Here is an 18,296-nt window from a genome sequence, read left to right on the forward strand (position 1 = left end):
TCCTGTTGCCAGCTAAAGGCTGGCGGCGTCTCGTTTCAGTTGTTCGCGATAATCGGGGTGGGCAATTTCAATCATGCAGCGGGCACGCTGGCTGAGGCTCAAGCCGCGCAGGTCGGCAACGCCGTACTCGGTTACGATCAACCCGGCGTCGCTGCGCGGGGTGCTGACTGGGCCACTGAGTTGGGAAACGATACGGCTGCGCGCCCCGGCAGTGGAGGGCAGGGCAATGATTGGCAGGCCGCCCCGGGACTGTCGTGCCCCGCGCAGGAAGTCGACAGCGCCACCGAGCGCGCCAATGTAGTTGCCACCCACGCTTTCAGCGTTGATTTGCCCGGTCAGGTCAACCTCGATTGCCGAGTTGATGGCCACAAATTGATGTTGAGCCGCGAGGGTTTGCGCGCAATGGGTATAGGCGGTAGAGCGCATGCGGATGGACGGGTTGCCATGAGCAAAGCGGTGCAACGCCTCACTGCCCATCAGTACGCCAGCCACCGTGACCCCTTTGTCCAGGCGCTTACGGGAATTGGTAATCACGCCGCGTTGCATGAGCTCGGCTACGCCATCGCCGATAGTTCCCGAATGCACGCCTAGCTCGCGATGACCATGCAGGGCCTGAAGTACGGCTTCCGGCATTGCACCAATCCCCAGTTGGAGGGTGGAGCCGTGCTGGATGCGCTCGGCAACGCGCTGGGCGATGTCGCGCTCTACCGGGCCGGGCGCTATGGCTCGGCTTTGCAGTGGAGGACGGTTGGTGTGCACGATCAGGTCAAGTTCGTTGGCGTGCAGGTAGCGCTCGCCATACGTCCAGGGGCATGCCTGATTCACTTCGGCAATGACCAGCCTGGCCTTCTCCAAGGCAGGTAGAAGGTATTCGTGGGCAAGCCCAAGGCTGTACCGCCCCAATGCGTCCGCGGGAGCCAGTTGCAGCATCAGCACATCCACCTTCAGAAGGCCTTGGCGGATCAGGTTGGGAAACTCGGAATAGTGGCTTGGCAGAATCTGAAGTGCGCCTGCCTTGGCCAGCGCCCTGTTCTCGCCGCTGCCGCAATAGGAGAGGAACTCAATGCAGTCGGCATGCTCGGGGCGACAGGTGTCGCTGTCGGTTATCCCGAGGAAAACGCGAAAATTGCCGATACGCTGACGCTGTTGCATCAATGCCCGGGTCAACGCCAGGGGCTCGGCATTGGCCTGCCCCCACATCACGGTATCTCCGCGCTTCACCAGGCCGCTGAGGTCGGGTGAGTGTTCGCAAGTCAGCAATTCAGTCATGGTCATTTGTCTTGTGAGGGCGGGTCAGTTGGCCGAGACGGGTCATGGCATGGCGCGCATCATCGATGATGTCGTCAAAGATGGCCTCAACAGGCTTGATGGCGTCGGCGAATACCACAGCAGGGCCGTAGTCGAGCATGCCCAGGCGGCTGTCGCCGCTTCTATAGGCCTCGGTTGCAAGGGCGCCAACCACGTGCGGCCGGTACTGCTCGAAGTCGCTGGCCCCAGTGGCATCGAGCGCGGCAACGGCCTTGGCGCTTTCGTTGAGGAGTACCCGGTGATGGTCCCGCAGGCCGGTCTTGACCACGATGCTCTCGGTGCCGTCGCCGCCTACCACCTGGGCTTTATAGGCTTCATGGATTGCCAGTTCCTTGGCCACCAGCATGCGTGAACCCATGAGGATGGCGTCGGCACCCATGGCCAGGGTGGCCGCCAGCTGGCGGCCAGTGCCTATGCCCCCGGCAATCACGATCGGTACGCTGAGTTCAGCCGTGGCCTGTGCAGCCTGGACCATGCTGCTGATGCCATGAATGCCGGGGTGACCGCCGCAGTCGTTACCAACCACGATGACCGCATCAACGCCTAGCCGTGCGGCACTGCGCGCGTAACGTACGGCGGGTACTTTGTGCAGCACCTTGATGCCCGCGTCGCGCAGTGCCGGTAGCACTGCTTCGGGGCTGGCGCCAGCGGTTTCCACGCACTTCACGCCTTCTTCGATAAGCACCTGTATCTGCCGCTCAAGGCGTTGGGCTCCGCCAGCCTGGCGAGAGATATACAAGTTGACGCCAAAACCTTGGCCGCCTGTGAGCTGCCGACAGCGTAGCAATTGATCGCGAAACACCGCTGGGTCAGGGAAGCCGGCCGCGACCAGAAACCCCATGCCGCCCGCGTTGACCACCGCAGCTACATACTCGGCGTCTGCAAGTGCCGGGCCCAGGCCGCCACACAGAATCGGGTGACGAATGCCGAGAAGTTCTGTGATGCGGGTCGTGAACAATGACTCTCGCATTGCTGTTACCTCTGAAATGAAGCGTCCGGCGAGGCTGCCGTGGGCGGATTGAGCGCAAGCGCTGGGTGTGCTTCACGGCTCATGTAGAGGGTGCAGCGGCCGCTGGCCAACAGCGTGCCTGCGCTGTCCAGCACGCGTGCATGCGCCGTACACAGGCGCCCACCCAGATGCACCACGCAACCTTCGACGCGCAGCGCACCGGGTGTGCCTGCGCGATGAAAATCGGTTTGCAGGCTGACGGTGCTGACCCCGCGACCACTGACGCACATCGCCGCGTATCCGCAAGCGACATCGATGAGGCTGGAGATGACGCCTCCGTGCACCCGCTGCAATGCCTCGGTGCCAAGCATCTCTGGACGGCTCGGCAGGTGCAGTTCGATACCGTTCTTGCTGACCCGGTGAACACGAAGTTGCAACCAGGAGCTGAATGCATTGGCGTCGATGACCCGTTGCAGCTGCGTAGATGTCAGGGGGTGCTCTATAGCGTTCATGTGCCGCTGTGCCCTCGGCGCGCGTTCGGAAAAAGCCTGTAATGCAGTGACGAATTCAGATGAATTTATACTGAACGCCGTTCACATATCAATACGATTATTCGCTTGATGGGCATTTTAAGGACGAGCGCCAGCTAGGTTCCTAACGGGTTGATCGCTGAAACAGCTAAAGCCACGCGGCTTTGAAATTTTCCCATGCCTCCTTGCGTGCCGGAATTATCTGGTCTATTTATGGAACTCCATTCATAAATATGAATTTGCGACTGCCGTACCCTTCCAATAAAAAAGCCAAAATGGGTTATCAATGATGATGAAGGCGATGTCACCGGGGCGCTTGCAGCCCCATTTGCTGGGCGTAGCGATCGCGTGCATGACGGTAGGCCAGGCCCAGGCGTTCGAAGTTGACTTGGGTGATTCCGATTTCCGTCTCCGTTGGGATAACACGGTGCGTTACAACTGGGCCATGCGCTTGCAGGACCAGAGCCATTTGATCGACCGCGCAGGGGGTGGCGCTTACGACCAGAGCAACGCCGCGTTCGACAAATACGACACCATCAGCAACCGTCTTGACTTGCTCAGTGAGATAGACCTGAACTACCAGGGGCGTTACGGTGCCCGTCTGAGTGCAGCGGCCTGGTACGACGAGGCGTACGACGGCAAGAACCCAGCGACAGTCCCCGGTGGCACGAGCTACGTTGACAATCGATTTACCCCTATCGTAAAGCGGTATTACGCAGGCCCTTCCGGCGAGTTTCTTGACGCCTACGTGTATGGCCGCTTTGAGCCCGCAGGGCTCCCGACGGACCTGCGCCTTGGCCAGCATGCGGTAATCTGGGGCGAGGGGTTATTCGGCAGCACTAACGCAGTTTCGTACTCGCAAGCGCCGGCGGACCAGCGCAAAGCGACCGCCAACCCAGGTGCATCGGCCAAAGAAACGGCCTTGCCGATAGACCAGATATCGTTCATGACCCAGGCCAGCGACCAGATTGTCGTGGCAGGCCAGTACCTGTTCGAGTGGGACCCGAATCGTATCCCGGAAGGCGGCACTTACTTTGCGGGGAGCGATGCGATACTCGAAGGCCCCAACGTTGGCCGGGGCAAGGCTATCGAGGGCGACAAGGGGGACTACGGCCTGTCGGTGCGTTATCGACCGGACTGGTTTGATGGCACGCTGGGCCTGTACTACCGCCGTTTCGATGAAAAGTCTGCGTGGGTCTCCCAGCGTGACTTCGCCACTGGTCTGGTGCACGCCGTCTACGCCAAGGATATCAAGCTCTATGGCCTGAGCGTCAGCAGCAACATCGGGGGTACGTCGGTCGGCGCTGAGTTGTCCTATCGCGAGAACATGCCGCTCAACTCCAGTGGTGCCGCTGCTGACCAGGCTCATCGCCTGGAGGGCGCGCGCGGCTCTACGTGGCATGCCTTGGTCAATGCCGTGCAGACCTATGGTGATAGCGCGCTCTTCGATTCGGCCAGCCTTTCCGGTGAACTGGCCTGGGCCAAGCTGGACAAGGTCACTGACAACCGCAGCGCCTACCGCGCCAAGGGTTACAACGCCGGCTGCGACAGCAACGCCAAGATGCTCGGTTGTTCCGATGATGAGTTTTACTCTGTCGCGGTGGCCTTTACCCCGACATGGGTCCAGGTGTTCCCCAGCATCGATCTCAAGCTGCCGATTTTTCTTTCTAGAAACCTCAGTGGCAACGCCCCTACCAATGGCGGTGGCAGCGAAGGGTTCACCACCGCCAAGGTGGGTATTTCTGCAGAAGCCTATTCACGTCATTTCGTAGACCTCGCCGTTACCTATTACGACCAGAAGAAAAGTGACTCGGACAACCTGATTCTTGGGGCGCCGTACCTGGACAAGGCGTGGGTGTCGTTGACCTACCAGACGACCTTCTGACCTGCCGATATTCACCACGAGGCAAATCCATGTTTAGAAAAATGTTTGTAGCTTGCGCACTGGCAGGCCTGAGCAGCAGTGCCCTGGCAGCAGTCAGTGCTGATGAGGCGGCCCAACTGGGCAAGACCCTGACCTTGTTCGGATCTCAAGCCCAAGCCAGTGCCGACGGGAAAATACCCGCCTACGATGGCGGCCTGCCGACCACCACCAATCCGCCAGGCTTTGTAAAAGACAGCGGCAAATGGGTGAATCCGTACGCTGCAGAGAAGCCGATATACGTCATCACGGCAAAAAACATGGCCGAATACGCGGACAAACTGTCGGAAGGCACCAAAGAAATGCTGCGGCGTCAGCCCAGCTATCGTCTGGACGTCTATCCCACACACCGCAGCGTCAGTTACCCACAATTCATTCTCGACAAGACCCGCAACAATGCGACCCAGGCCAATCTGACCAAAGGCGGGGATGCCCTTGAAGGCGCCATTGGCGGCATTCCTTTCCCGATCCCCAAAACCGGCCAGGAGGTCATGTGGAACCACATGGCCAGGTACAGCGGGCTCGCGGTCGAAGATCACATGCGCAACTTCTACGTCGACAGCAACGGCAAATTGATCAATTCGGGTGAAATCAAGCTATCGCGCAACTTTGCGTTTCATAACCCGGAGGCAACCGCTGAGTCGGTCAAGAAGAACGATTCGTTCATCTTTCAAAACGCCTACCACTTTACCGGGCCGGCCCGCAGCGTCGGTGATGCGACCATGTATTACGACACGATAGACATGGTCGACATGCCCCGGCGGGCCTACACCTACTCGGCCAGCACGCGCCGGGTGCGCTTGAGCCCGGACATCGCCTACGACACGCCAATTGCGTCACAAGGTGGTGTGACCACCTATGACGACGCAGAGCTGTACACCGGGCGTCTTGACCGTTTCGACTGGAAGCTGGTGGGTAAGCGTGAGCTGTACATCCCTTACAACACCTATGACCTCAGCTTCAATGTCGGCTCTGACAAGTCCCTCACGCCCAAGCACGTGAACCCCGACCATGTGCGCTGGGAGCTGCACCGGGTGTGGGTGGTGGAAGGTACCCTCAAACCCGGTGTACGGCATGTGTACAGCAAGCGGGTGTACTACTTCGACGAGGACTGGTCAGGCGCAGGGGTAACTGACGAATACGATGGGTCGGGCAAGCTCTACAAATCGATGCAGCAGGGGATGAGCCAGCTGTATGACAAGCAGGCGCCCATGTCGCGTACCTATTGGGCGTATGACTTTGCCACTGGGGCTTACTCTTTTTCCCAGCACTATGCCGACCTGAAGTTTGGCTGGCGGGTGATGGATAAGCTCCACCCGCGCTCGACTTTCACGCCAGAAGCCTTGCAGGCCCGCAGCGGCCGCTAATCATCGGCGATCGCCCCTGGCGCAGTGGCGCTCGGGGCCACCTACAAGGAGTGGCCGATGTCACTGATACAACGAAATCTGGTGCTCGTTGCCGGGCTGTTGTTGAGTGTCGCTTGCGCAGCGGCAGCCCAGTTCCGCGACCCGCTGGACATTCCAGCCCGCCCCAGCACGCTTGCCCAACACAGCATGCTCACCGCTATCGCCCAAACGCCCGGGGGGCGTTGGGTGGCAGTGGGCCGCCGTGGTCACGCGTTATATTCCGACGACGGCACTACCTGGCATCAGGCCGAGGTGCCGGTCTCTGTAGACCTTGTTGCCGTGCACTTCCCCACACCGGATCAGGGCTGGGCGGTTGGGCATGGAGGCGTCATCCTGCACTCAGCCGATGGCGGCAAGACTTGGCTCAAACAGTTGGATGGGCGTGCACTGGCAGACCTGTTGATCGCGTACTGGAAGCCGCTTGCCGCGAAGGCTGATGAAAGTGATGCCGGTCCGTCATTAGCACTGTTGGATGCCGAGCGCTTCAAGGTGGAAGGGCCAGGCCGGCCGTTTCTGGACGTGCGCTTTAAAGACGCCCTGAGCGGATACGCAGTCGGCGCCTACAACCTGCTGCTCGCAACCGAAAATGGTGGGCAAAGCTGGCAGGTGCTCTCTGACAAGACCGACAACCCAGGCGGATTGCACTTCAATGCGGTCCGGTTGGGTGAAGCAGGGCAAGTCTACCTGGCGGGGGAACAAGGGCTGCTGTTGCAAAAAAATCTCCAGACCGGGCGATTCGACTCTCTCTCGACACCCTACAGCGGCACCTGGTTCGGCATGCTCGAACAGGGTAGCCGCCTGCTGCTATTTGGCCTGCGCGGCAATGTGTATGTCAGCCATGACCAGGGCCAGCACTGGCGCAAGGCAAATACCGGTACTGACAACACGATTACCGCCGCGACCTCGTTGAAGGATATGCAGGTGGTGCTGGTGACTCAGGCCGGCGAAGTACTGATGAGTGAGGACAGCGCTGCGGAGCGCTTTCGGCCGATCGTCAACCCAAGAGCCATGCCGTTGTATGGCGTAGCCCCAGCGGGCAAAGCTGCCGTGATCGCTGTGGGTGCTGGTGGGGTAGTGAATCTCGAACTTGGACGTCAGTGAGGAATACCCGCATGACCATTTTCCAAGACAGCGGCGCCGGCGATCGGCCTGCAGTCAGTGAGGCTGCGCAGTTCGACCCGTATTCAGGCAGCTACCTGGAGCAACTGCTGTTCAATCACCGTTTGTTCATCATGCTGGCGTGCGCCTTCCTGACGGTGTGGTCTGCCTTCCAAACCAGCAAACTGCAGGTGAATGCTGGTTTCGAGGAGATCATTCCGCAGTCCCACCCCTATATCCGTAACTACCTTGAAAACAAGGCGGACCTGCGCGGGCTGGGTAACAACCTTCGCGTTGTGGTCGAAAACACCCAGGGTGACATTTATGACCCTGAGTACCTCGAGGCGCTGAAGCAGGTCAATGATGCACTGTTCCTCATGCCTGGGGTAAATCGCTCTTTCGTCAAGTCAATCTGGATGCCGGTGGTACGCTGGACCGAGGTGACCGAAGAGGGCTTTCGTGGCGGCCCGGTGATGCCGGACACCTATGACGGCTCCGCTCGGGCCATCAATGAGCTACGCACCAATGTCAGCCGTGCTGGGTTGCGGGCCAACCTGATAGCCAACGACCAACGCTCGGCAATGATCATTGCGCCGCTGCTGGAGCGTTATGCTGACACCGGCAAGCCGATCAACTACGGCACGCTACACGGCCAGCTCGAAGCGGTGCGAGCGTTGCAAGATTCCGCTCTGCCAGACAAACCCGGGAAGATTCGCATCCATATCGTTGGCTTCGGCAAGTTGGCGGGCGACCTGATCGCGGGCTTGTACCAGGTCATGATGTACTTCGCTGTCGCAGCGCTGGTCACAATCGTGATCCTTTACTGTTATACCCGGTGCGTGCGCAGCACCCTGTTGGTGGTTGCCTGCTCACTCGTGGCGGTTGTCTGGCAGCTGGGCATGGTGCGGGCTTTGGGCTATTCACTTGACCCTTATTCGGTGCTGGTGCCATTCCTGGTGTTTGCCATTGGCATTTCCCATGGCGCCCAAAAGATGAATGGCATCATGCAAGACATCGCCAGAGGAACGGACAAGTATGTCGCCGCACGCTTTACTTTCCGTCGTCTGTTTCTGGCCGGTTTGACGGCTCTGGTCGCTGACGCGGTTGGCTTTGGGGTGCTCATGATCATTGACATCCCTGTCATCAAATCGTTGGCGCTGACAGCAAGCATTGGCGTGGCAGTGCTGGTGTTCACCAACCTTATCTTGCTGCCAATCCTCCTGTCGTACCTGGGCGTGGGGGCTAACGCCGCGCAGCGCAGCCATGAGTCGAGTCAGAACCCGCCGGGAGCCTGGGACGTCCTTGTACGCTTCACCGAGCCCAAGTGGGCGCTCATGGCTATCGGCATTGCCATGGCGTTGGCGGCCGCGGGCTTTGTCATCAGCTTGCAACTGCAGATAGGTGACCTGGACGCAGGGGCTCCGGAGCTTCGGCCCGATGCACGTTATAACCAGGATTCGGCATTCATTACGGGCCACTACGGGCTTTCCAGTGACCAGTTTGCGGTCATGGTAAAGACGCCGCCCGGCGGCTGCGAAGCATGGCAGACACAGATGGAGGTTGACCGCCTGGAGTGGGCGCTGCAACAGGTGCCGGGTGTGCAAACCACGGTGTCGCTGGCGGGCGCTGTCAGCCGGCTGTCTTCGGCGCTTTTCGAAGCATCGCCGAAGTGGATCACCATCAGCCATAACCAGGCCTTGGTCAACACCTCCGTGCTGCGTGCGCAGGAGGCCAACCCGGACCTGGTCAACTCGGACTGTTCGCTGGTGCCCGTTATCGCTTACCTGGCTGACCACAAGGCGCAGACCCTTGCTCGGGTCCTGACTGCGGTGGAGGCCTTTGCCCGTGAGCATGATTCCGATCAGCTGAAATTCTTGCCGGCTGCAGGTTCCGCGGGCATTGACGCGGTGACCAATATCGTCGTGCGTGACGCCAACCGCACCATGCTGCTGTTTGTTTACCTGGCGGTTGCCGCTCTGTGCTTCATCACCTTCCGCAGTTGGAGAGCGGTTGTGGTGGCGCTGGTGCCACTGGTGGTGACGTCGATCCTGTGCGAGGCGCTGATGGTGGCACTGGGCATTGGGGTAAAGGTAGCGACGCTGCCGGTCATTGCCTTGGGCGTCGGTATCGGGGTCGACTACGCACTGTATCTGCTCAGTGTGCAATTGGCACAGCAGCGCAACGGGGTGCCACTTGCAGAAGCCTACAGGCGTGCCTTGCTGTTCACCGGCAAGGTAGTAGCACTGGTAGGCATCACCCTTGCTGCAGGTGTCATCACCTGGGCCTGGTCACCCATCAAGTTCCAGGCAGATATGGGCATCCTGCTGACCTTCATGTTCCTCTGGAACATGCTGGGTGCGCTGGTACTCATTCCTGCCTTGTCCTGCTTCCTGCTGCGGAGTACTGCACGATGAAATTGGAAACTCCTGATTTGGCAGCCAATCTGCAACCTTTCCCCCGGGTCACGACCGCGTGGTACATGACTGCGGTCTTGTTCCTGCTTTATTGGTTGTCGCTGCTGGATCGGCTGGTTATCTCGTTGCTGGTGGACCCAATCCGGCGAGACCTGGGCATCACCGACTTTGAACTGTCGCTGTTGCAAGGTTTTGCTTTCGGTCTGTTCTATGCGGTCTGCGGGCTGCCCCTGGGGTGGTTGGTCGACCGCTTCAGCCGCCGCTGGGTCATTTTTGGTGGGGTAACGATATGGACGCTTTCAACCACCTTCTGCGGCCTGGCGCATAACTACTGGCAACTGTTCCTGGCGCGTATTGGCGTGGGGGCGGGGGAGGCCGCGTTAAGCCCTGCTGCCTATTCGCTCATGGCTGACAGTTTTCCCGCGCACCGGCTGACAACTGCCCTGGCGGTATATTCACTGGGCTCGCTGTTTGGAACAGGCATGGCCTACCTGATGGGTGGCGTGATCGTCGGCTTGGTGGCAGAGCATGAGTCGGTACTGCTGCCTATCGTGGGTGAGGTTCGTTCCTGGCAGATGGTGTTCATTACCATTGGGTTGCCGGGCGTATTGCTGGGTTTACTGGTATTCACTTTCCGCGAGCCGGCCAGGCGCACAACGTTGCCAGTTCGGCCTTCCACCGCGCTCGCAACTGCCATGTTCGGGGAGGTGTTCGCCCATGTACGCCGGCACGCGCGGTTTTTCTTCTGTCACCATATCGGTTACACCCTCTGTGTAATGGCCGTTGCCGGGCTGGCGTTGTGGGCGCCTTCCTACTTGCATCGCGCGTTTGCCTGGAAGCCTGCTCAGATTGGTGTGTGGCTTGGGGTGGTAGGCACTCTGGGTGGGGTAATGGGTGCTGTGGGATGCGGACAGCTCATCGACCGACAGATCGCGCGCGGGCGTTTGGACGCACATATGCGCTTGTTCTGTTTCACATCGCTGGTGAGCGTGCCCATCGCAGTCGTCGGGGTGCTGTGGCACGATCCTTACGTGTTCCTGGCCGCGTTTTTTATCATCCAGATACTGGTGAGCCCGATCATGGGAATCTCAGCAGCGGCATTGCAAATTGCCACACCCGCTGAGTTGCGTGGGCGTTTGTCCTCTGTCTATCTGTTTGTGATGATTTTGCTAGGGATTGGGGCTGGGCCGTCGGTGGTCGCGGCTTTCACTGACTTCATCTTCAAAGACGATAGCAAGGTGGGGTACTCACTGGCATTGATCTTTGCCTTGGCGTTGCCTCTGGCCGCGCTGGCCTTGCACCTGGGCAGGCCGGCGATGCGTCTGGCGGTGAAGGAAAACATGGTGCGCTAGTGTGTACGGAAGTCGCCGAGCGGCATCAAAAAAAGAGGCGTCATACTGCACGCCTCTTGAAGGGGTCCATCGAAGGGGTATTGTTTAGCGATGCGCGATGATGCTCACGGCGCATCATCGCCAGGCAGGTTAACGAATTTGAAGATACCGCTGGCAGTCGCTACCAGCCTTTCCTCGTCGTCAACCAGATCACCCTCGCAAAACGCTAACGTCTTGCTGGCGTAGCGCAGCTTGCCACGGGCTGACAGTCGACCGCCGCTGCCGCCCCCAGGGCGCAGGAAGTTGGTTTTCATTTCCACCGTGACGCATGAACGTTTTTGGCCATCAGTGGTACGCGCTGCAGCCGCCATGGCCATGTCTAGCAAGGTCATCATCAGCCCGCCATGTGCCTGAGCGGCGCCGTTGAGGTGCTTTTGCTCAAGTTCGACAACCAGGCAAGGTGGCTCTGGCTCTGGTTCGACAAGGATATCCAGATGGTCCAGAAAGGGCACCTCGACGCGGTATTCAGCATACCGTACTGCCTTGGTGGGGAGCGAACGGTGCTTGGTCATGGGGCCTCCTATCGGTGCTTGAACTGCGCTGGGCGTTTTTCGACGAATGCAGCCAGCCCTTCGCTTTGGTCCTCTGTACCGAATGTCACGTAGGCCATGCGGCGCTCGTACAGCACACCTTCGCTGAGGCTGCTCTCAAAGGCCCGATTGACGCATTCTTTTGCCAGTGCCACCACCGGCTGCGAGAACCCAGCCATTTTTCCCGCCAATGCCAACGCTTCGGACTGAAGGTCAGCCAGTGGCACAATCCGGCTGACCAGTCCGCTACGCTCGGCTTCGTCGGCGAGCATCGGACGGCCGCTGAGGATCATCTCCATCGCCTTGTACTTGCCAATGGCGCGCGTCAAGCGTTGTGTTCCCCCTGCACCTGGGATGGTGGCCAGGGTGATTTCCGGCAACGCGAATCGGGCGTTATCCGCAGCGATGATGACATCGCACATCATCGCAAGCTCACAGCCGCCACCTAGCGCCAGGCCACTCACCGCAGCAATTACCGGTTTGCGGCAGCGCGCAGCACGCTCCCAGTTGGCGGTGATGAATTGGCGTTTGAACACGTCCATCATGTTCCATTCGCGCATCATCTTGATGTCTGCGCCTGCCGCAAACGCTTTTTCGCTGCCGATCAGTACGATGGCGCCAATGGCGTCGTCGGCCTCGAGGTCGTCGAGCGCGGCGGTCAGGTCATTCATCAGCTGATCGTTCAATGCGTTGTACGCTTCAGGCCGGTTCAGGCGTATCAGGCCGACCTTGTCCTGCTTATCCAGAATCAGGGTTTCGTAAGGCATCATTCCGCTCCTGTACAGACACGCATAAGGCGCCTGGGTTGTCTTACATGTTGGGGTAGTTGGGGCCGCCAGCGCCTTCAGGGGTGACCCAGGTGATGTTCTGAGCAGGGTCCTTGATGTCGCAGGTCTTGCAATGCACACAGTTTTGCGCGTTGATCTGGAAACGCTTGCCGCCATCGTCTTGTGTCACGACTTCATAAACGCCGGCGGGGCAGTAGCGCTGCGCCGGTTCGTCAAAACGGGGCAGGTTCCAGTTCAACGGTATGTCCGGGTCGGTAAGCCTCAGGTGGCAAGGCTGCTCTTCCTCGTGATTGGTATTGGACAGGAACACCGACGACAGCTTGTCGAAGCTGAGCTTTCCGTCGGGTTTTGGGTAGGCAATCCGGGTGCATTCGGCGGCGGGTTTCAGGCAGGCGTGATCTGGCTTGGTGTCGTGAAGGGTGAAGGGCAGCTTGCCGCTGAAGATGTTCTGATCGATGAAGTTGAACGCCCCGCCTACCAAGGCGCCGAACTTATGCAAGGCTGCGCCGAAATTACGGCTGCGGAATAACTCGTCGTACAGCCAGCTGGCTTTGAACCCCTCAACGTACCCGTCAAGCATATCGCCGCCTTCGCGGCCTGCGGCCAATGCGGCCGCTACTGCTTCGGCGGCGAGCATCCCGGATTTCATGGCGGTATGGCTACCCTTGATCTTGGCAAAGTTCAAGGTCCCCAGGTCGCATCCTATGAGCGCCCCGCCGGGGAAGATCATCCTGGGCAGCGAGTTCAGGCCACCTTTGCAGATAGCCCGAGCCCCGTAGGACACGCGTTTGCCGCCTTCCAGGTATTGCTTGACCACGGGGTGGTGCTTGTACCGTTGGAATTCGTCGAATGGCGACAGGTAGGTGTTGCTATAGGACAGGTCGATGATCAAACCCACCACCACCTGGTTATTCTCCAGGTGATAGAGGAACGAACCGCCAGGGTTGTCGTCATTGAGCGGCCAGCCAGCAGTGTGGACCACCAACCCAGGCTGGTGCAGGGACGGGTCGATATCCCAGATCTCCTTGATCCCGATACCGTAGTGCTGTGCATCAGCCTCACTATCCAGCTGATACTTACGGATAAGTTGTTTGCCTATATGGCCTCGGCAGCCCTCGGCAAACAAGGTGTACTTGGCCCTCAACTCCATCCCCGGGGTGTACAGGCCATCTTTGGGCTGGCCCTCCCGGTCAACGCCAAGATCCCCGGTGACAATGCCGCGTACGACACCATCGTCATCGATCAACGCCTGCTGGGCGGCAAAGCCAGGGTATATCTCAACGCCCAGGCGCTCTGCCTGTTGGCCGAGCCAGCGGCACAGGTTGGCAAGTGAAATGATGTAGTTGCCCTGGTTATGCATGGTCTTAGGCACAAACAACCCTGGGATCTGGGTGGCTGTCTCTGGGCCTTGCAACAGGTAGATGTCGTCTCGCGCCACCGGTGTATTCAGTGGCGCGCCGAGGGCTTGCCAGTTGGGGAACAATTCATTCAGTGCTCGAGGTTCGAACACTGCGCCAGAAAGAATATGCGCACCCACTTCAGAGCCTTTTTCAACTACGCACACGCTGATTTCCTGGCCTGCCTCGGCAGCAACCTGCTTTAGCCGACAGGCAGCGGACAGGCCGGATGGCCCGGCGCCGACGATCACCACGTCGAACTCCATATACTCACGATCGGACAACAGATTTCTCCTATGCCACGTCTTCGGTGGCGTCTGGTTTCACGGTTACGGCGTGGGAACGACGAGCAGGTAGTGAGACACGCTAGGGGTCGTCCCTGGCTGCAGGTAATGCGTCAATTGTTTTTCTTGTTCTTGATCGGCGAGCGTGCTCCTGCGGCGTTGCAGCAAGTGCTCGCCCCAGGAGGCTGTGACAAAGCGTTCGCTGAATCGCTGCGGATCAGCCAGGTCTCGAAAGAGCAGCCACTGCGTGGCCCCATCGCGTTTGCGAACGTGGCCCAATCGGGAAATCAGCTGACAGAAGTCCTGCTGATGCTCGATGGCCACGTGGTAGTCGACTTGCACCACCACTGGCCCGTCATTGACATCTGGGCTGATAGCTACCCGGTGGTCAGCCCAGTGCGAGGACAGTGTGACCTCTGCCTCTCGCCCCATTCGCAAAGGGTAATGGCGGGTAACGGCCATGCCGAGGACGATCAAGCCGGCTGCCAGGGTCAAGGTCCACGACACGCCCAGTTGGTTGGCTACAGCGCCCCAGAGCATGCCGCCAATTGCCATGGACCCTTGGAAGGTGAGCATGAAGATGGCCAGCGCTCGGGCCCGTACCCAACCAGGCAGGGTTGTCTGGAAAGCCGCGCTGGTCGTCGAATTGAAGTTGATCCAGGCTGCACCCGCGAGTACCAGGGTAGCGCTGATCAATATCAAGTAGGGGGCCCAGGCGGCGATCAGCATGGCAAGCAGAAAAACCAACGTGGATAACGTCGAAAGGCGGTGAAAGTTGCTGATGCGCGGCCTTAGCTGGTTCAGGACGATACCGCCCACTACGGCACCGGCACCGAGGCTGCCAACCAGCAGGCCATAGCCGCCCACGTTGTCTGTGCCGGCAACCAAGGGAAGCAGTGCCCACAGGCTGCTCGCACAGCTGACGAAGAAAAGCGTGCGCAGGATGTGACCGTGCAGCGGGTGGGCATGCCGAACATAGCGCAGCCCTGTGCGCATGGCGGCGAGCAGGGGCTCTTTGGACGCGGGCGGGGTAGTGCCCGGTCGATAGGCAAAGACGAAGATCCCCAGAACGCTCACCAGCAGCACGATGTTCAAGGCAAATACCCATTCCAGGCTGGAATTGGCAATGATGATCCCGGCCAGGGCAGGGCCGACAGCGCGCGCAGCATTGTAGGCGATGGCATTCAGGTTGATCGCCGCGCCAAGAACCGTACGAGGCACTGCGTCGGAGGTGGTCGCCTGCCAGGCAGGGATGCTGACGGCGCTCCCGCTACCGAGGCTGAACGCCAGCAGCAAAAGCCCCCAAGGTGTCAGCTGGCCGCTGGTCAGCAGCAAGTAGAGCAGCAAAGTGGCCGCCAACATCCAGGCGTGGGTCCAGATCAGGATACGTCGCTTGTCGAGCAGGTCGGCGTAGACCCCTGCCGGCAGGCCAAAGAGAAATGCAGGCAGGGTAATCGCGGTCTGCACCAGTGCCACCATCAACGGAGACGGGTCGAACTGAACCATCAGCCAGGCTGCGGCCACATTCTGCATCCACAAGCAGATGTTGGCCGTGAGGGTTGCGCACCATACGGCGCGGAACAGCGGGTAGCTCAGCGGTGGCAGATTGACTGCCGGTGAGGCTCCAGGAGTGCTCTGGCCGTCTGGCTGCATACAGGGTCCGTGGGGCCTAATGGCCCGGTTTGTTATTGTGAACGCTGTTTATGATTCTGAATGCGTTTGCGCGATACTGTCAACCTGGCTGTTTCTGTGAAGCCAGCAATGCACGCAGTACCGACACAAGCGCAAGCGGTTGATCCAACATCAGATGATGATGGCTGTTGGGAATACCGATAGCACCGCGACAATGACGCAGCCGGGCAGCGATCCTTCTTGCACGCCAATGTTCAACGACGATGCTCTCTTCGCCGTAGACGAAATCCACCGGGACATGGATGCTCTCCAGCAAAGCATCGCCATCGGTCTCGGCGAGGGTGAATGGCAGGGCAGGGTCGAGTCGCCAGTGCCAGCCCTGCGGGCTAGAGGCGATGGTGTGGAATGCGACATGCTCGAAGGTATCGGCAAGGGGCAATGGCTGTGCGGGGATCACTCGATAGCGTTCGCGGATCGTGCGGTAGTCGGGGTAATGCCGAGCGCTGCCGCTGCGCGCTGGGGGAAGAGGGAATGCTGACTTGGGCTCATCGAGGAAGCGAACCCGGCTGTCGATTATCACTGCCTGCTGAACCAGGTCTGGGCGATTGGCGCAGACGCGCAAGGTGCGCAGTCCGCCATAGCTATGGCCAACCACGGTGGCGGGACCTAATCCGTTCTCGAGAATGGCAATAAGGTCGTCGGTGAAAGCTTGTGCGCTGTAGCTGCTGCGTGGCCCGCTTTGGCCCATACCCGAGAAGTCCATTGCATAAACGCGGTACCGATCAATGAAGAAGGGGGCGATGAAATCCCACCAGTGGCTGTTTGCCCGATAGCCGTGGGCGAATAAGAGTACCGGCTTGCTGGAGTCGCCTGCGTTCCAGCTGCGGTAGTGCAGCCGGGTATCCGTGCATTGCACATAATGAGAGAGCGTGGGCGTATTCACGGCGCGCAACAACCAGGGCTGAGCCTCGATGTATCGAGGCGCCGGTAATTCCTCGGCAGCTTCCGGCGAACTGTCCAGGGCAGCAGCCAAGCTGGCGAGTTTGGCTTTCCAGATCTTGCCCGTGCTGCCTTGGGGCAGTTGCGCCAAGAAGACGATGCGGTTAGGGCGCTTATAGGGAGCAATCAGCTCGCGTAGCGCACAATCGATCTGTTGTGCATCAATTTCGTGGCCGGGGCGAACCTCGATGAAGGCAACGATTTCCTCATCACCATCGGCAAGCGCTCGCCCAACAACACCTGAGGCGACGATAGCCGGCAGGCTGTTGAGCGCGGCCTCGACCTCGGCGGGATAGACATTGAAACCTGAGCGAATGATCATTTCCTTTTGCCGGCCTACCACCGCCACGGCGCCATCCGGCAGCCGGCGGCCCAGATCGCCGGTTGCGACCCAGCCGCCTGGGCGCAAGGTGGCGGCGGTTGCGGCCGGGTTGCGGTAGTAGCCGAGCATCGTGGCGGGGGCACGCATCCAAAGTTCGCCGATGCCGCCCTCGGGCACGTCAAGGCCGTGGTTATCGACAAAGCGAAGCTCCACGCCTTCTTCAGCAAAGCCGACAGTGCCGGGCTCGCTTGTGCGATCGGCCCGGGTACGCGCTCCCGGTGCGCATTCCGTCATGCCGTAGCCGTTGACCAGCGGCAACCCGAACAATGCCTGTACACGCTGCTGCAGCGTGTGATCGAGTGGTGCGCCGCCACTGCTGATGTAGCGCAGACGATGCCCTGACACATCGAGCTTTTGCGTGGCGATGTAATCGAGCAAACGTACGTAAACCGTCGGTACGAATGACAAGTGCGAGATGTCACCTTGGGCAATGGCGTTGGCCAGCTGTGGCAGTTCGAGTCGCCCCATCAAGCGCAGGCTGGCACCGGCGACCATCACCGACATCAGGTTCGCCACGCCCATGATATGGGCGAGAGGTGCGACGCCGTTGTAACAGTCCGTCGGGCTGACCTGGCGCGAGCGGCTGAGAATGGAGCCTAGCGCCAATAGCCCCGCATGGCTGTGCATGACCGCCTTGGGCTGGCCGGTGGTGCCGGAGGTGAAGATGAGTAGACCCACCTGGGCATCCGGCATTTGCGGTTCGGCGCGAACTTGCGCATGGGTGGCGCCTACCGCGAGCGCCCCGGCCAACAAACCCTCGACTCGCGCCGCGCCTGCGCTTTGGGCATGTGCTGCGCAAGCCATGCTGTCCGCAGTGGCATACACGCACACGCGGGGTTCAACGAGTGCTTGCAATCCGGCCAGCTCTGCCTCTGGCAATCTTGCGTTGACCACCGCCGGCCACGCTTCCAGCGCTTGGCAGGCAAAAAGTGCGACCACAGCGCCGATATTGTTCTCCGCAACAATCAGGACCCGATCGCCGACAGTGACACCCCTCGCGCTTAGCAGCTTACTGACTTCATCGATGGCGCGGGCCAGCAAACCATAGTCAAGCGCCAGGCTGGCGTCACTCAGAGCAGGTGCATGGGGGGTGACGCGAGCCCAATGACGGACGACGTCGCAGGCCAGAGACAAGCCGGGAAGAGCCCCTGGAGCGATTTGTGACGAGCTTTCTTGAGGAGTCATGGCATTCACGTTGGCAAGGTTGGCAGGTAAAGTGTTGTTCAAATATAAGACCGATGTTCTACTATGTGAAGATATTTGATGC

13 protein-coding genes are annotated in these 18,296 nt (G+C 59.8%); 5 read left to right on the forward strand and 8 right to left on the reverse strand.

The features are described from left to right. Window positions 1-12 precede the first annotated feature (12 nt). The 3 genes from SB756_RS04165 to SB756_RS04175 are packed head-to-tail and all read right to left on the reverse strand — an operon-like array spanning window position 13 to window position 2,769. Window positions 13-1,269, reverse strand: a complete 1,257-nt coding sequence (locus SB756_RS04165; RefSeq protein WP_410910228.1) for an acetyl-CoA hydrolase/transferase family protein — start codon at window positions 1,267-1,269, stop codon at window positions 13-15. Further along, window positions 1,262-2,278 (reverse strand): NAD(P)H-dependent flavin oxidoreductase, encoded by a 1,017-nt coding sequence (locus SB756_RS04170; RefSeq protein WP_341798477.1) that lies wholly within the window; start codon window positions 2,276-2,278, stop codon window positions 1,262-1,264. The genes SB756_RS04165 and SB756_RS04170 overlap by 8 nt, the downstream gene beginning before the upstream one ends. 5 nt (window positions 2,279-2,283) lie before the next feature. Next, window positions 2,284-2,769, reverse strand: a complete 486-nt coding sequence (locus tag SB756_RS04175; RefSeq protein ID WP_341798478.1) for a PaaI family thioesterase — start codon at window positions 2,767-2,769, stop codon at window positions 2,284-2,286. 304 nt (window positions 2,770-3,073) lie between these two features. Here SB756_RS04175 and SB756_RS04180 point away from each other — a divergent pair, with 304 nt between their 5' ends. From SB756_RS04180 to SB756_RS04200, 5 genes are read left to right on the forward strand one after another with little or no spacing between them, the layout of a single operon-like run. After that, window positions 3,074-4,672, forward strand: coding sequence for a DUF1302 domain-containing protein (locus tag SB756_RS04180; RefSeq protein ID WP_410910229.1), 1,599 nt, complete (start codon window positions 3,074-3,076; stop codon window positions 4,670-4,672). Window positions 4,673-4,701: 29 nt separating this feature from the next. Next, the gene (locus SB756_RS04185; protein ID WP_410910230.1) at window positions 4,702-6,075 is read left to right on the forward strand and encodes a DUF1329 domain-containing protein; all 1,374 of its coding nucleotides are present in this window, start codon (window positions 4,702-4,704) and stop codon (window positions 6,073-6,075) included. A gap of 57 nt (window positions 6,076-6,132) precedes the next feature. Next, on the forward strand, window positions 6,133-7,215 hold the full coding sequence (locus SB756_RS04190; RefSeq protein WP_341798480.1) for a WD40/YVTN/BNR-like repeat-containing protein: 1,083 nt from the start codon (window positions 6,133-6,135) through the stop codon (window positions 7,213-7,215). 11 nt (window positions 7,216-7,226) lie between these two features. After that, a complete protein-coding gene (locus tag SB756_RS04195; protein WP_410910231.1) occupies window positions 7,227-9,626 on the forward strand; it encodes an efflux RND transporter permease subunit in 2,400 nt (799 codons plus the stop codon). Next, entirely contained in the window at window positions 9,623-10,978 is a 1,356-nt protein-coding gene (locus tag SB756_RS04200) for an MFS transporter (RefSeq protein WP_410910232.1), read from the forward strand. Before SB756_RS04195 ends, SB756_RS04200 begins: the two co-directional genes overlap by 4 nt. A 104-nt stretch (window positions 10,979-11,082) precedes the next feature. Here the strand turns inward: SB756_RS04200 and SB756_RS04205 are convergent, their stop codons facing one another. The 5 genes from SB756_RS04205 to SB756_RS04225 all read right to left on the reverse strand — a co-directional run bounded on the left by SB756_RS04205 (window position 11,083) and on the right by SB756_RS04225 (window position 18,256). Beyond that, window positions 11,083-11,529, reverse strand: coding sequence for a PaaI family thioesterase (locus SB756_RS04205; RefSeq protein ID WP_410910233.1), 447 nt, complete (start codon window positions 11,527-11,529; stop codon window positions 11,083-11,085). A gap of 8 nt (window positions 11,530-11,537) precedes the next feature. Further along, window positions 11,538-12,314 (reverse strand): enoyl-CoA hydratase, encoded by a 777-nt coding sequence (locus SB756_RS04210; RefSeq protein ID WP_341798484.1) that lies wholly within the window; start codon window positions 12,312-12,314, stop codon window positions 11,538-11,540. A 43-nt stretch (window positions 12,315-12,357) separates the two neighbouring features. After that, complete coding sequence (locus SB756_RS04215) at window positions 12,358-13,998, reverse strand: electron transfer flavoprotein-ubiquinone oxidoreductase (RefSeq protein WP_410910417.1); 1,641 nt, start codon at window positions 13,996-13,998, stop codon at window positions 12,358-12,360. A gap of 63 nt (window positions 13,999-14,061) precedes the next feature. Continuing rightward, window positions 14,062-15,669: an MFS transporter gene (locus SB756_RS04220; RefSeq protein ID WP_410910234.1), complete on the reverse strand. Its 1,608-nt coding sequence runs from the start codon at window positions 15,667-15,669 to the stop codon at window positions 14,062-14,064. A 79-nt stretch (window positions 15,670-15,748) separates the two neighbouring features. Then, window positions 15,749-18,256: an alpha/beta fold hydrolase gene (locus tag SB756_RS04225; protein WP_410910235.1), complete on the reverse strand. Its 2,508-nt coding sequence runs from the start codon at window positions 18,254-18,256 to the stop codon at window positions 15,749-15,751. Window positions 18,257-18,296 lie beyond the last annotated feature (40 nt).

Origin of the sequence: Pseudomonas sp. SIMBA_068, assembly GCF_046534705.1 — a bacterium.
Taxonomy (GTDB): Bacteria; Pseudomonadota; Gammaproteobacteria; order Pseudomonadales; family Pseudomonadaceae; genus Aquipseudomonas; species Aquipseudomonas putida.